This is a genomic window from Sandarakinorhabdus sp., from assembly GCF_051860625.1.
Lineage (GTDB): Bacteria > Pseudomonadota > Alphaproteobacteria > Sphingomonadales > Sphingomonadaceae > Sandarakinorhabdus.
Window position 1 is genome coordinate 234,139 of sequence record NZ_JBHYDQ010000002.1, and the last position, 13,040, is coordinate 247,178.

The following is a 13,040-nucleotide window of genomic DNA, read 5'->3' on the forward strand; positions in this document are numbered from 1 at the left end:
GCCGGTCCGGGATTGCACATGTTTCTTGCAGCCGGCGACGTGGTTCCGTTGTGGATCATCGATCCGACCAGCTTGGCCATCCTCCACGCCAGCCCGGCGATGGCCACGGCGCTTGTCCGCCCGGCAGACGATCTGCGGTGCCTAACGCTGCACGACCTGGTTGCGCCTGATCACGTGCCATGTCTCCGCGATACGCTGTCTGTCCTGGCTGTCGACACCCACCACACCGGCTTGCTGCGTTTGCGCATGGGTGAATTATGGTCGCGGCCGGTGGCGATGCAGTGGCACTTGACACAGCATGATGATCGCCCCGCTGTGCTGGGCATTCTCGGTAATAATGGCGCGCTGACCGAAACCGATGCGATGGATCAGCAGCGGCTGCGCGAACAAGCGGCCAATCTGGATCTGGTTCAGCAACTCATGGCCATCGGTTTCTGGCGGATGGAGGTGGCCACCGGCCGTTTGCGCTGGAGCGACAATATCTACCGTATCATCGGCAGCTCGCCCGGCACGTTCGACGCCGATCTCAGCACATTGCTGAAATTGACTCATCCAGCCGACCGGGCCGAGACCTCGCGCCTGTTCGAAAATTTCATGGCCTCCGACGAAACGCGGTTCGATTTCACCCATCGCATCATCCTGCCGGACGGCAACATCCGCCACATGCGCGGTATCGCCGAACGCAAGGTTGCCGGCGATGATGGCTGGCTGTCGGGCATCGTGCAGGACATCACCCGCGACGTGCGCGTTCGCGCCGAGGTTGACCGGGCCGACCGCATGCAGCGTATCGCCAAGAAAGTGGCACGGTTGGGCTGGTGGCGGCTGGGCTTTCGCCCGCTGCAGATCGAATGGAGCCCGGAAACCTGCGCCATGCACGATGAACCCGAAGGGAAACAGCTCGAGCTTGATGCGGCGCTCGAATATTATGCGCCGGCTGATCGCGGGCGCATCCGGGCAGCGGTCGAACGCTGTTCGATGGAAGGCATGTCCTTCGATGAAGTGGCGCAGATCGTCACGGCCAAAGGCCGCCATCTGTGGGTACGGGTCATCGGCGAAGCCGAAAGCGACGCCGATGGCGCGGTGATCGGTGGTCAAGGTGCGTTTCAGGATATCACCGAACTTGTGGCGATGCGCGACGAGTCGGACAAGCTGGCCCGGCGCCTGCAGCACACGCTGGAATCGATCAACGACAGTTTCCTGATTATCGATCATGATTGGTGCTTTGCTTTTCTCAACCGGCGAGCCGAAGCATTGTTGCAGAGCAGCAGTGCCGATCTGATCGGGCGCAACGTCTGGGAAGCCTTCCCGACCGCAGCCGGAAGCGTGTTCCAACAGAATTACGAGCTGGCGGTCGAAACCGGCCGTTCGGTGCGCTTTCAGGCGCATTTTGCACCGCTCGATCTGCAACTCGAAGTCGATGTACACCCGACGTCGGAAGGTTTGGCCATTTATTTCCGCGACATCACCGCCGAACATGCCCGCGCCGAACATCTGCGCCTGCTGGAAGCCGCCGTATCGCAGCAGGACAATATGCTGATCATCCTGGAGGGCCATCCGGTGTCCGGCACCTACGGTCGTCCGATTGTTTACGTAAACAACGCCTTTGTCCGCCGCACCGGCTACAGCCGTGAAGAGGTGATCGGCCGTACGCCGGACATGATGTACGGCCCCAATACCCAGCCGGACGTGATCGAAGATCTGCGCGCTGCCATGCAGCGTGGCGAAGCGGTCAACGCCGAAATGATCCATTATACCAAGGCCGGGAAAGAGTTCTGGCAGGAAGTGGACATGGTGCCCGTGGTCGATGAGGCCGGGCAATTGACTCACTGGGTCGGCATCGAGCGCGACATCACCGACCGCAAGCATGCCGAAGAAGCCCTGCGCCGCAGTGATGAACGGTTCCGCCTGGTGGCGCGCGCCACCAACGATGTCGTGTGGGACTGGGATCTCGAGTCTGACACGCACTGGTGGAACGAGAATTTTGAATCGCTGTTCGGCTATGATCCGGCGCAGCTTTCGCCCGGCGCGGATTCCTGGAGCGACCATATCCATATCGAAGATAAGGAAGAAATTGTCAGGCGCGTTTATGCGGCGTTGGCCGGTTCCGACACGACATGGGTTGGCGAATATCGTTATTGCCATGCAGACGGTCACATCATGACCGTGATCGATCGGGCCTTCATCATTCGCGATATCGCCGGCAAGGCGGTGCGGATGATCGGCAGCATGATCGATGTCACCAAGCAGCGCGAAACCGAAGCCCGGCTCAACCAGGCGCAGAAACTCGAAGCCGTCGGCCAACTGACCGGCGGGGTCGCGCATGATTTCAACAATCTGCTGACCGTCATCCTGGGCAATGCCGAGGCGTTGAGTGAACGGCTGGAAGATAAAGAAGCGCGCCGGCTTGCCGAAATGACCGCCAGTGCCGCCGAGCGCGGCGCGGCACTGACCAAGCGACTGCTGGCCTTTTCGCGCAAGCAGCCGCTGCAGCCGCGCCTGCTGGATATCAGCAAGCAGGTCGACGGGATGGAGGAGCTGCTGCGCCGCGCACTGGCCGAACATATCGATATCCGGATCTCCCACCCCCGCAATGTCTGGCAGACCGCGCTTGATCCGTCCCAGCTTGAGGCTGCGCTGCTTAATCTGGCGCTGAATGCCCGCGATGCGATGCCCGGCGGCGGCTATCTGACGATTGAGACGGCCAATGTGGCCGTGGACGAAGAACATGCTCTGCCGGAAGAGGATTTGCCGCCCGGCGATTATGTGCGCGTCAGCGTGACCGACACCGGCGAAGGCATCGCCGCCGACGCGCTGCCGCACATCTTCGAACCGTTTTTTACCACCAAGGATGTCGGCAAGGGCTCCGGTCTCGGCCTCAGCATGGTCTATGGCTTCGTCAAGCAATCCGGTGGCCATGTCCGCGTCTATTCCGAACTGGGCGAAGGCACGGTGGTGAAAATATATTTCCCGCGCAGCCGGTTGGTGGATCGCAGCGGGCGTGGCCAGATGCTGGCCCGGCAGATGGTTGGCGGAAATGAACTGATCCTGGTCGTCGAAGATAATGCGCTGGTGCGCGAATATCTGGTCGGGCAACTAAAGGCCCTGGGCTATCGGGTGGAAATGGCGTCCTCGGGCATCAGGGCGCTGGAACTGCTCGATACTGTCCCTGGCATTGATCTGCTGTTTACCGATGTGATGATGCCCGGCGGCATGAACGGGCAGGAACTGGCGCAGATCGCGCGCAGCCGGCAGCCGGATCTGAAGCTGCTGTTTACCTCGGGCTATACCGAAAATGCCTTTGCCCACAGCGGGCGGCTCGACCCGCCGATTGAACTGCTCAGCAAACCTTACCGCCGCGATCAACTGGCCAGCAAATTGCGCAAGGTCCTTGATCGGTGACGATGGCCAGAAGGCTGCAGGATGGCGTTGGCAGGTTATTTTCGCCGCCGCGACACGAAACACGTAGGTATCAATACCGGAAGAGACTAGAGTCGCCGAAGGAAATACCTCGGACAGTAGGCGTTCGAACGATCGGTTCGACATGACTGACAGAAGAGTTCGCCAGACGGCGCGTATGGCAGGGACATGCCATTGCCAGTCTGGCGCGAAGGGAAGACCGGATGACCGATAGCGAACAGCAACGGGCTGTTTACATCATCGATGATGATGCCCTGGTCCGCGCTTCGGTTGCCGCGCAGATGACCAGCTTGGGCATTGAAGCGCGTGCCTTCGCCGGCGCGCGGGAATTTCTGGATACGATCGACGAATTGCGGCCCGGCATTGTCCTGCTGGATGTGCGCATGCCGGAACTGGATGGCATCACCTTTCTGTCGACGCACCGGACGAATCTGGCGGATTTCGCGGTGATCGTGATGACCGCCTATGGCGACATCGCCACGGCCGTGCGCGCCATGAAGATTGGCGCCATCGATTTCATCGAAAAACCGTTCAACATGGTGCTCTTGAAATCCATGCTGGAACAGGCGTTTGGCCTGTTGGAACGATCCCAGGGCCATGTCCAGGATCGCCGCGCCGCCGTGGATGCCATCGGGCAGTTGACCGCGCGGGAACGCGATGTGCTGCGCGGGCTGCTGGCCGGCGGCCACAACAAGCAGGTCGCGCACCAACTGGGCTTGAGCGTGCGGACGGTGGAAATGCACCGCGCCAACATGATGCGGCGTCTGCAGGTCAAATCCCTGTCCGAAGCGTTGAAATTGGCCATTGCTGCGGAAATCGACACGGAATCATGAGCGGTTCGGGATCTGCCGACCGCCTGGAACAGGCCAAAGCCCGCGAGGCTGCGCGCCTGTCGGCGGCGGCGCAGATCAGCAGCGAAATCGCGCACGAACTGAACAACATGATTACCGTTGTTCTGGGCAATGGCGAATTGCTGGCCGATGCGCTCGCCGATGATCCCGCGTTGCAGCCGCTGGCCGAACTCATCGTGCTGGCTGCCGAACGTGCCGCTACGCTCTCCGCCAATCTGCTGAATTTTGCGCGCCGCCAGCAACCGCGGCCAAAGGTGGTAGCCATCAACGATTGGCTGCTGGCGCTATTGCCGGTGCTGCAGGCCCAGGTGGGCGAAGATATCGATGTCCACACCGATCTTGATCCCGATGCCTGGCCCGTGCTGGTCGATCCGGCGCCGCTGGAAAGCGTGCTGCTGGCACTATGTGCCAATGCTCGGGCAGCCTTTGCCGGACGTCATGTGCGCCGACCGGGCAGCATCACGATCGGCACGCGCAATTCTGTTGATGCCGCTGTGTCGGCGCCCGGCGTTGAACCGGGCGGCCATGTGCAGATCATGTTTGTCGACACCGGGCGCGGGATGGACCGCGAAACCCGCATTCGTGCCACAGACATGTTCTTCTGCGGGCTTGAAGCCGCGCCGCGGAGCGCCAGCGTGGAAGGTGAGGGCGAAGGTCTCGGCCTCAGCCTCGTTCACAGCTTCATCAAGCAATCCCAGGGGTTCATGGCCATTGATTCAACCCCGGCCTTCGGCACCAGCATCCGCCTGTGGCTGCCGCGCGCGGTAACCACCGTAAACCGACGGTAACGGCCTTACCGTAATTTTTCGGTACGGTCGGAAAATATGCTGAAATCCCCGCAAGAACACCTACGGTAATTGTCCGTGATTGGTTTGCGCCTGGGTGTTGTTACATGTACCGCACTGAAGCATTCAGCCAGTTCGGATGTTTTCAAGTCTGCACATTCGTTCGGACTGATCTCTTCGGTGTTTCGTAGTTGCTTGGGGAGCAAGTATATGTTCATCGGGCAAAGCCTGCCTTCTTCATCTCGGGTAGATGATTGTTACCAGAATGAAACGGTTGCCCGCACGCCGGCGCTGACAGCGTGGGAAAACCCCCTCGCCGATACACGCGCGCCTTCCCAAACGCAGATCGCGCTGTATCGGGTGATGGTGCAGCGCATTGCCTGGTCGGTCTATTCGCGCATTGCCACGGTGATCGAGCTGGAAGATCTGGTGCAGATCGGCTTGCTGGCGGTGATCGCCACCCCGGCGCGTGTCGAAAACCGCGGGGATCAGCCGTTGCAGGCCTATCTGCACACCCGCATTCGCGGCGCCATGCTCGATGCGCTGCGCCAATTGTCGCCGCTGCCGCGCGCCAGCCTGAAATTCCGCCGTGATGCCGCGGCCGCCCGCGCCGCACTGAAGCTCAGCCTGGCACGTGACCCTGATGATGCTGAAGTGGCTGCGCAACTTGGCCTCGATCTCGCCAGCTTCCAGCAAAAGACCCGGCTCGCCGTTGCGCCGATCTTTGAACCGATGGACAGCGCCCAGCTCGATCGCGTGGCCGGCGCCGCCGATCCGTCCGGTGACGGTTTTGAGTGCCTGGAGCAGGGCCGGATCACCGGCGACATCGCCGCCGCCATCGCTGCACTGCCGCCGCGCGAGGCCCAGATCATCCGCTGGTTTTTCATCGATGAGCTGTCGCTGCCCGAAATCGGCGCGAAGCTCGGCATGGGTGCCTCGCGGGTCTGCCAGATCAAGCGCACTGCACTCGGCCGGCTGAAGCGCGTGCTCCATGGGTGGAGCGACCGTTGAAACACGATCCCCATGATTTCGCCGCCGTTATGCCGATGATCTGGCCGATGGCCGAGCCGACGGGCCCGGCCCGCAGCAAGATCGACGGCAATTGGGCGTTGGCGATTGACAGCCTGACCGGGCTGGCCGCGCGCGCCCGCTTTGAAGAGCGGTTGCAGGCGAGGCTGCATGACGGCCATGCGCGGTTGGCGCTGCTGCTGATCGATGTCGATTATTTCAAGCAGATCAACGATGGCCATGGTCACCCGACCGGCGACCAGATCCTGCGCCGCCTGGCCGACCGCATGCGCGCCGGCATCCGCCGCGGCGATCTGGCGGCGCGGCTGGGCGGCGATGAGTTTGCCGTGATCCTGGAAGGGCTCGCCGATGTGCCGGCCTTCGTTGCGCGCGCCCAGGCGCTGGTGAACCGCTTGTGCCAGCCGATGAAGCTGGATGGCCATCGGCTGCCTTGTTCTGTCAGTGCTGGCCTCGCCATCGCCGAAGACGGATCGACCGGCCTCATTGCGCTGATGAAGAATGCCGATGCCGCCTTGTATGACGCCAAGAGCGCCGGCGGCGGGCAATTGTCGGTGTTCGATGCGGACATGCGGGCCGAACTGGCCCAAAAGACCGAAGCCGAAGCCCGCGCCCGTGAGGCGATCAAGAACCACCGCATCGTGCCGTTCTACCAACCCAAGGTCGATCTGCAGACCGGGGATATCGTCGGTTTCGAAGCGTTGATGCGCTGGAAGGCGCCCGATGGTACAGTCGAAAGCCCTGGCGGCTGTCCGCGCGTGCTGGAAGATCCCCACATCGCCCGCATCGCCATCGATGTGATGTTGAGCCGGGTGCTCGCCGATCTGAAGAAATGGCAGGAAGAAGGCGTCGCTCGTCCGGTGTCGATCAACCTGACCGACAGCGATCTGCGGCGCGCCGGCTTTGCCGAATGGTTTCTGGGCCGCATCAGCCGCGTCGGCATCCCGACCCGGTTGATTGCCGTGGAAATCAGCGAGACCGTGCCGCTGGCGCGCAATCCCGCGCAGATCACGCGGGTGCTGCATGAACTGAGCGAGGCCGGCATCCGCATCGCGCTCGATGATTTCGGGACCGGCAACGCATCGCTGGTCCACCTGCGCACCCTCCCGGTCGATGAACTGAAGATCGACCGCCAATTCGTTGCCGGCCTGGAAACGGAACCAGACGACCGCGCCATTGTTGCGTCGATGTTGGCGCTGGCCAGCACCTTGTCCATCGAAGTCGTGGCCGAAGGGATTGAAACCTGGCGTCAACAGGACATCCTGCGATCCGAAGGTTGCCGGATCGGGCAGGGATATCTGCTGGGGCGCCCCAAACCGGCGCGCAGCATCCTGCGTTTGCTCCGCCGCGCCTTGGCCGGGCGCGATCCACCATCCCTCCAGCCAACCGCGTAGGACGACCATGGGTCTGCTTTCGATCCTTTATGTCAGCACGTGCAACCTCGGCGGCAATCCCGGCAACGAAATCGACAGGATACTCGCGGTCTCACGAGAGAATAACGCCAAACTGGGCATCACCGGCGCGATTGCGTACACAGGTGGCCAGTTCGCCCAATGTATCGAAGGCCCCGCCACGGTGGTCGAGGAACTACTGGCGCGCATCACGGCCGATCCGCGCCACGGCGACGTGTCGATTGTCCAGCGGTCGGACATCAACGAACGGCAGTTTTCCGGCTGGTCCATGGCCTATGCCGGGCCATCGTTGTTCGTCAAACGCACGCTCTATCTCAGCCTGGCCGGCCGCCGCGTCGCGGCTGAGCGGCTGCTGCGCTTGCTGAAGGAATTTTCCACACAATAGCTGGCGCCATGACGGGCCAGGGCAATGATAGAGCGGCGGCGGCCGACGCCTGCGGCGCGGCAACCCCTGCCGCAACACGCAGGATTGTTGCGCCTTGACCGTCCTGCCGTGGTCACGCAGATAACTGCCGGGCGATTTGTCCGGGGATGAATGGGGGAGCGTGGTCATGATGGCTTGGACGAGGCGGGTTCACCGTACAGCAGTGTCGGCAGCGTTGTTGATTGGCGCCATCCCGGCATTTGCAGCACCAACGCCGGCCGCAGTGGCAACGATCAAGCGTATCGAAGCCAGCCCAGCCTTCGCCAAGGCCGTGGCGGCGATCGATGCCGGCCATGACAACTGGGTTGCCGACATCATCACCTTGACCGAAATCCCGGCGCCACCGTTCAAGGAATCTGCCCGCGCCCAAGCCTATCGCGACATGTTCATGGCCCGCGGGCTTTCCGATGTCGAAATCGATGCAGCTGGCAATGTCACAGGTTTGCGCAAGGGCGGCGGTGACGGCCTGATCGTCGTTTCAGCCCATCTCGATACCGTCTTTCCAGAGGGAACGCCGGTGAAGGTGCGCCGTGAAGGGGAGCGGCTCTACGCACCGGGCGTGGGCGATGACAGCACCGGCCTCGCCACCCAACTGGCGTTCATCGATGCCATGAACCAGGCCGGTATCCGCACCAAAGCCGATATCCTGTTCGTCGGAACCGTCGGCGAGGAAGGCCGCGGCGACCTGCGCGGGGTGCGCCATCTGTTCACCAAAGGCAAATATCAGGGCCGGGCCAAGGCGTTCTTTTCGATCGATGGCGGCGGCATGGACAGCCTGACCATCGGGGGTGCCGGATCAAAACGCTATCGTGTCACCTTCAAGGGACCGGGCGGGCATAGTTTTGGCGCCTTTGGCCTGGTCAATCCAATGACCGCCATGTCGCAAGCCGTCGTCGATCTCTACAAGATCGCGGCCCCCGCCGATCCCAAGACAACCTATAGCGCCAGCGTTGTCGGCGGCGGCACTTCGGTGAATGCGATTCCGGGCGAAGTGTGGATGGAATTCGACATGCGTTCGGTGACCGCCGACGAACTCGCCAAAGTCGAAAAGCGTTTCCTCGCCATTCTGGACGAAGCCGCCGCCACCGAAAATGCCGCGCGCTCGACCCGTGACGGGCGCATCACGGTTGAACCGGTGCTCGTCGGTGACCGCCCAGCCGGCGCCACACCGCTCAGCGCCGATATTGTGCAGTTTTCCACGGCGGCCCATGCCGCACAAGGCATAACGGTCCAATATCGGTCAAGCTCGACTGATTCGAACATTCCGATCAGCCTCGGCATCCCGGCCGTCACCATTTCACGTGTCGCAAGCGGGGGCCGTAACCATTCGGTGGACGAATGGATCGGCATCGAAAAGGCGGACAACGTCAAGCTGAAGCGTATCGGCCTCGCCACGATCCTCGACACCGCCGGCATGTGATCGACAGGCCGTGGCGGACAGAGTGTCAATCGAATAAATCCGCTAGACATTTGATTTTGAACAATAAATAATTTGCCGAAAGGCAGGTTCCCACAAAAAACCCCACATAATCGCGCCTGCTAGGCGGTATTTGGGACATCGATGGAGGGATTTGATACACCCCAACGCGCATGCGCGCACGCGCGAATTTCTCCCAAAAAAATTGGCATGCATGATTTGCGGCTGGCGATCTCGCGCGTGCGCGTGCGCGCATATCGTTCCGGAAAATTCGGTTGCGGCTGGGGCGGGCGACAATCTCGCGCGCACACGCAGGTGAGGGCAAGGGAAACTGGACGCATCGTGCGCGCGCGCGTGTGAGGCTGGCAAAACTCCCCCCTCTATCCGGACGGAACCCTATTCACCCCCCTATTTTATCGATACGGAATATTCGGCGGGCGGCGCGGTTCCGCTGTTCCGTTCCGCGTTCCATCCGCTGTTCCGCGATTGGCTGGCCGGGTGTTCCATCGTTCCAGTCTATAGGGGGTGAAACAGTGGAACAGGCCACAATCGTCATCCCGGCTTGTCTTTTCGCCCCTTGATCACGCGGTTCACCGTCGCCACACCGCACTTCACAGCCTTGGCAATATCCCGCTGGGAAACGTCTTCATCGGCCAGAGCCAATATCTGAGCATCCCGCGCGGAAGTCCCGCCGGCAAGGTGCCAGCTTCCGTCTTTCAGCCAGGCTTCGAAAGGATCGGCATCGTTCCCGAACAGGCCACGGCATTTGGTGTAGGACACGATGAACCGGGCGCCCTCGCTTTCCTTGTAATCGGTTGGCCGGGTCAGCTTGATCACAGTTTCCAGCACGTCTTCCCGGCCGCTGGTGCCGCGCTGTTCGCCGTTCTTGCCGGCATGGTGGACAAACAGCACCGCGCGCCCGGCACGGCGCTGGCCAAGCCCCCAAGCCTGAATGCTGGCCCAGCTTTCCTTTTCGTTTTCCTTGCCGGTGCGGCAAAGCGTGGAAAGATTGTCGAGGATCAGCAGGTCTTGCCCATCCAGTGCGGGCGCCAGCTGCTCTTGACCTTCCGGGTTGGAAAGATCGGGCAGCCCTTCAAGGAACATATCGGCGGCCAGAATCGATATGTTGGCTTGGGCCAGTTCTGGCGCCGCGCAAGACTTGATGGCCGTCGCCAGCCGTTCCTGCAATGCCACCGCCGGCATCTCGCCATCGATCAGCAGCACGCGGCAAGGCTTGGGCGCTGTCCATTGCAGAAAGCTGGTCCCGGTGCCGGCGGCAATCGCCATGCCGATCACCAGGTGGGTTTTGCCAATGCCGCGCGTGGCAAAGATCATGCCCAGGGACCGTTCGGCAATAATCGGTCCCAACAGCATCTCGCGTGGTGGCAGGTCCAGTTTCAGGAAGTCGCCCAGCGCCATTGGCTGCAATCGCGGCGGCGGCGGTTCGGGTTCAAAGATGGCCCAGCCTTCGGGCGGCTTGGGGTTCGGCTTGGTCATGGCTGCCGTTCTTCCGAAATAGAGAGAAATACTGAGAATGCCGCCCGGATCGCTTCGGCGCCGCCCGGCAATGACCATGCATCGGCGAAGTCCCATCCCTTGCCATCGGGCCAGCCCGGCGGCTTGGGCGGCCAGGCGATGCCGGCGCCCACCAATGCGGCGGCTTCACGGGCGGCGCGCTGCCCAGTTTCGTTGGGGTCAATGTCGGCGGCCAGGATCAGGCGGCATGCGGGGTGCCGCGCTGCCATCGCCCGCGCGATTGGCCCAAGATTGTTGGCCGAAATTGCCGCTGCCACGGGCAACCCGGTGGCGGCATGCACGGAAGCCATGGTGGCCACGCCTTCGCCAATCACCAGCGGTGCATCGGCCACTGTTCCGCGCCGCCACAACAGGCCAGCTACCCGGCCGCCTTTCAGGAAGCGTTTGCTGCCATCCGCGTAAATCCGTTGCAGGTTCCACAACTGGCCATCGGCATCGTGCATGGGGACCAGCAGCACCCGGCCGGATTGGCGCAAGCCATCGCCGGCCATGCGCTTGGCTGCCAAATAGGGATGATCGGCGCTGGCCGGCTGGGCAGCGTGCCACAGGCGTTCCGCTTCGGCCGCCACGTCCTGTTGCAGTGCCAGCCGGGTTTCCGCATGCATCGCCCGCATGCGCGCGTGCGATTGGCCGCAAAACGGGGCAGGGGCATGGCCACCCGCGCGCCAACTGCCCGATTTGCCCAAGCGCCAGTTGCCGAATGCACCGGCTGGGGATCGATCAAGGAACAACACAGCCCAGCCGTTGGGCTTGCGTTCGCCATGGCAGGCAAAGCGCACCAGGCCGCCCTGCAACAAATCGGCCGACACCGCGCCTGCATTAGCAGGTGTGATGCCCGATGCTGCCATGGTGGCCATGAAACTGCCCACCAGGTCCGCCGCGTTCCCTATCATGGCGCCAGCCCTTCATAGCGGCCGGTTTCTTCCTGTTTTTCTAACGGAACGGCACGGGCGCTGCCCAGCCGGGCCAGTAGCGCCGCCTTGGCTTCGGCCGGCAAGTCTTGCCCAGCTTTCTTGGGGCGTTTGCCCATGCGAAACGGATGCAGGGCGCACCGGCTGATTTGGCATTCGCGCACTTCGGATGGCATGCCGCCCGCGCAATCCAGGCATTTGGCCCGAATAGCTTTCAAGGCGCTGGCGGTTTCCGGTGCAGGGGTGGGGGGTGGCATCGCGGCTCACTCCCCCAACTTGGGCAATGATGCCGCCCAGCGTTCCGCATCGGCGCGCTGGATGCGGCTGGCGCGGCCGATCTTCACAATCGAAATCTGGCCAGCGGCGGCAAGTCGATAAAGCGTGGTGCGGCCAATTGGATAAGTATCCAGAAACTGGCGCACCGTCATGAAGCCAGAGGGGGGCGGCTGAGGCATTGATCGGGTATCCCGGAAGGGCAGGCGGGATTGCCGGCGGCCTTCTGGGTGTTTCAGTTATGGTGGTTTTCAGCCGCACGCCACGAATAGAATTCGCTCTGTTCGGATCAGATTGGAACAGATCACTTCGTGACTGACGCGAACCGTTCAGTTCGCGTCAGTGGTCGGGCTTGCCGATTGATAGGGCATGCATCAAAGGTCCAAAGTTGCGCTTCACGCTGGCGCGGGTCCCCGCTGCAAGCAGTTCATCATAAGTCGGATTGGTTGGAATCGGATCTCCCGCTTCCTCTATTGCGATGACTGCATCATTCATCTTTTCCAGGTAGTGTTTTGCTAAGCTATCGGCGCCTGCAATGCCTTCTGATTTTCTGCATAACGGGATCAAGGTCCGAACGGAAAACTCAGCCTTAGCAACCTCCAGGGCGTATATCGCCCGATAGGTTGCACATCTTGGCGTTGAAAGCCGGCGCAATAACCGTGTGATTACAGAGCTATGGCTTTGTTTATGCTTCACGGCAGGGGCGGCCAGTTCGGCCAGTTGCGTGCGGCTCCGTGCCGGTTCACCGTTCAACAGACGGCGGGCTTCCTCTCTCAGAATGGGTTCCAGCGCCCGATAGTCCTGAATTTCGGGTTCGGCGCGCAGATTGGGTTTGGTTAGCTTTTTCGCCGCCTTTGCCACCGCTTCCTTGCCATGCCTGCGAATAAGGCGCTTGATTTCGTCATCCAGACTTGCGGCAGAAAGTAGCCCGCTGCCCAGCGCGGTTTCAAAATATGATTCTGGCCTCGGCGGTCCGCCACCGATCATC

Annotated in this window: 12 protein-coding genes; 7 read left to right on the plus strand and 5 right to left on the minus strand. The window is 61.9% G+C overall.

All coding sequences use genetic code 11. The features are described 5' to 3' along the window. The first annotated feature begins 18 nt into the window (after window positions 1–18). The 7 genes from ACTIEZ_RS03640 (at window position 19) to ACTIEZ_RS03670 (ending at window position 9,335) form a co-directional block, all read left to right on the plus strand. Window positions 19–3,399 carry a PAS domain-containing protein gene (locus ACTIEZ_RS03640; RefSeq protein ID WP_439545285.1) on the plus strand — a complete coding sequence of 1,127 codons (3,381 nt, stop codon included), beginning with the start codon at window positions 19–21 and terminating at the stop codon, window positions 3,397–3,399. 221 nt (window positions 3,400–3,620) lie between these two features. Next, on the plus strand, window positions 3,621–4,250 hold the full coding sequence (locus ACTIEZ_RS03645) for a response regulator transcription factor (RefSeq protein ID WP_439545286.1): 630 nt from the start codon (window positions 3,621–3,623) through the stop codon (window positions 4,248–4,250). Beyond that, window positions 4,247–5,056 (plus strand): two-component system sensor histidine kinase NtrB, encoded by an 810-nt coding sequence (locus tag ACTIEZ_RS03650; RefSeq protein WP_439545287.1) that lies wholly within the window; start codon window positions 4,247–4,249, stop codon window positions 5,054–5,056. Before ACTIEZ_RS03645 ends, ACTIEZ_RS03650 begins: the two co-directional genes overlap by 4 nt. Window positions 5,057–5,263: 207 nt before the next feature. Next, entirely contained in the window at window positions 5,264–6,064 is an 801-nt protein-coding gene (locus ACTIEZ_RS03655; protein ID WP_439545288.1) for a sigma-70 family RNA polymerase sigma factor, read from the plus strand. After that, a complete protein-coding gene (locus ACTIEZ_RS03660; protein ID WP_439545289.1) occupies window positions 6,061–7,473 on the plus strand; it encodes a putative bifunctional diguanylate cyclase/phosphodiesterase in 1,413 nt (470 codons plus the stop codon). Before ACTIEZ_RS03655 ends, ACTIEZ_RS03660 begins: the two co-directional genes overlap by 4 nt. A 7-nt stretch (window positions 7,474–7,480) precedes the next feature. Beyond that, entirely contained in the window at window positions 7,481–7,876 is a 396-nt protein-coding gene (locus tag ACTIEZ_RS03665) for a BLUF domain-containing protein (protein WP_439545290.1), read from the plus strand. A 166-nt stretch (window positions 7,877–8,042) separates the two neighbouring features. Then, the gene (locus ACTIEZ_RS03670; protein WP_439545291.1) at window positions 8,043–9,335 is read left to right on the plus strand and encodes a M20/M25/M40 family metallo-hydrolase; all 1,293 of its coding nucleotides are present in this window, start codon (window positions 8,043–8,045) and stop codon (window positions 9,333–9,335) included. A 549-nt stretch (window positions 9,336–9,884) separates the two neighbouring features. On the opposite strand, the gene ACTIEZ_RS03675 is transcribed toward ACTIEZ_RS03670, so the two are convergent. From ACTIEZ_RS03675 to ACTIEZ_RS03695, 5 genes are all read right to left on the minus strand, one after another. Beyond that, window positions 9,885–10,829 (minus strand): AAA family ATPase, encoded by a 945-nt coding sequence (locus ACTIEZ_RS03675; RefSeq protein WP_439545292.1) that lies wholly within the window; start codon window positions 10,827–10,829, stop codon window positions 9,885–9,887. Further along, window positions 10,826–11,761, minus strand: a complete 936-nt coding sequence (locus tag ACTIEZ_RS03680) for a toprim domain-containing protein (protein ID WP_439545293.1) — start codon at window positions 11,759–11,761, stop codon at window positions 10,826–10,828. The genes ACTIEZ_RS03675 and ACTIEZ_RS03680 overlap by 4 nt, the downstream gene beginning before the upstream one ends. Continuing rightward, window positions 11,758–11,898 (minus strand): hypothetical protein, encoded by a 141-nt coding sequence (locus ACTIEZ_RS03685; RefSeq protein WP_439545294.1) that lies wholly within the window; start codon window positions 11,896–11,898, stop codon window positions 11,758–11,760. The genes ACTIEZ_RS03680 and ACTIEZ_RS03685 overlap by 4 nt, the downstream gene beginning before the upstream one ends. A gap of 144 nt (window positions 11,899–12,042) precedes the next feature. After that, entirely contained in the window at window positions 12,043–12,234 is a 192-nt protein-coding gene (locus tag ACTIEZ_RS03690) for a helix-turn-helix domain-containing protein (RefSeq protein ID WP_439545295.1), read from the minus strand. 157 nt (window positions 12,235–12,391) lie between these two features. Then, entirely contained in the window at window positions 12,392–13,039 is a 648-nt protein-coding gene (locus ACTIEZ_RS03695; RefSeq protein WP_439545296.1) for a hypothetical protein, read from the minus strand. Window position 13,040: the final 1 nt, after the last annotated feature.

What these genes read in the sequence shown, in the direction of transcription:
- ACTIEZ_RS03665 (WP_439545290.1), top strand. Translation starts at nt 7,481, where the DNA reads ATGGGTCTGCTTTCGATCCTTTATGTCAGCACGTGCAACCTCGGCGGC.
- ACTIEZ_RS03670 (WP_439545291.1), top strand. Translation starts at nt 8,043, where the DNA reads ATGATGGCTTGGACGAGGCGGGTTCACCGTACAGCAGTGTCGGCAGCG.
- ACTIEZ_RS03655 (WP_439545288.1), top strand. Translation starts at nt 5,264, where the DNA reads ATGTTCATCGGGCAAAGCCTGCCTTCTTCATCTCGGGTAGATGATTGT.
- ACTIEZ_RS03695 (WP_439545296.1), bottom strand. Translation starts at nt 13,039, where the DNA reads ATGATCGGTGGCGGACCGCCGAGGCCAGAATCATATTTTGAAACCGCG.
- ACTIEZ_RS03650 (WP_439545287.1), top strand. Translation starts at nt 4,247, where the DNA reads ATGAGCGGTTCGGGATCTGCCGACCGCCTGGAACAGGCCAAAGCCCGC.
- ACTIEZ_RS03690 (WP_439545295.1), bottom strand. Translation starts at nt 12,234, where the DNA reads ATGCCTCAGCCGCCCCCCTCTGGCTTCATGACGGTGCGCCAGTTTCTG.
- ACTIEZ_RS03685 (WP_439545294.1), bottom strand. Translation starts at nt 11,898, where the DNA reads ATGGGCAAACGCCCCAAGAAAGCTGGGCAAGACTTGCCGGCCGAAGCC.
- ACTIEZ_RS03680 (WP_439545293.1), bottom strand. Translation starts at nt 11,761, where the DNA reads ATGATAGGGAACGCGGCGGACCTGGTGGGCAGTTTCATGGCCACCATG.
- ACTIEZ_RS03640 (WP_439545285.1), top strand. Translation starts at nt 19, where the DNA reads ATGTTTCTTGCAGCCGGCGACGTGGTTCCGTTGTGGATCATCGATCCG.
- ACTIEZ_RS03675 (WP_439545292.1), bottom strand. Translation starts at nt 10,829, where the DNA reads ATGACCAAGCCGAACCCCAAGCCGCCCGAAGGCTGGGCCATCTTTGAA.
- ACTIEZ_RS03645 (WP_439545286.1), top strand. Translation starts at nt 3,621, where the DNA reads ATGACCGATAGCGAACAGCAACGGGCTGTTTACATCATCGATGATGAT.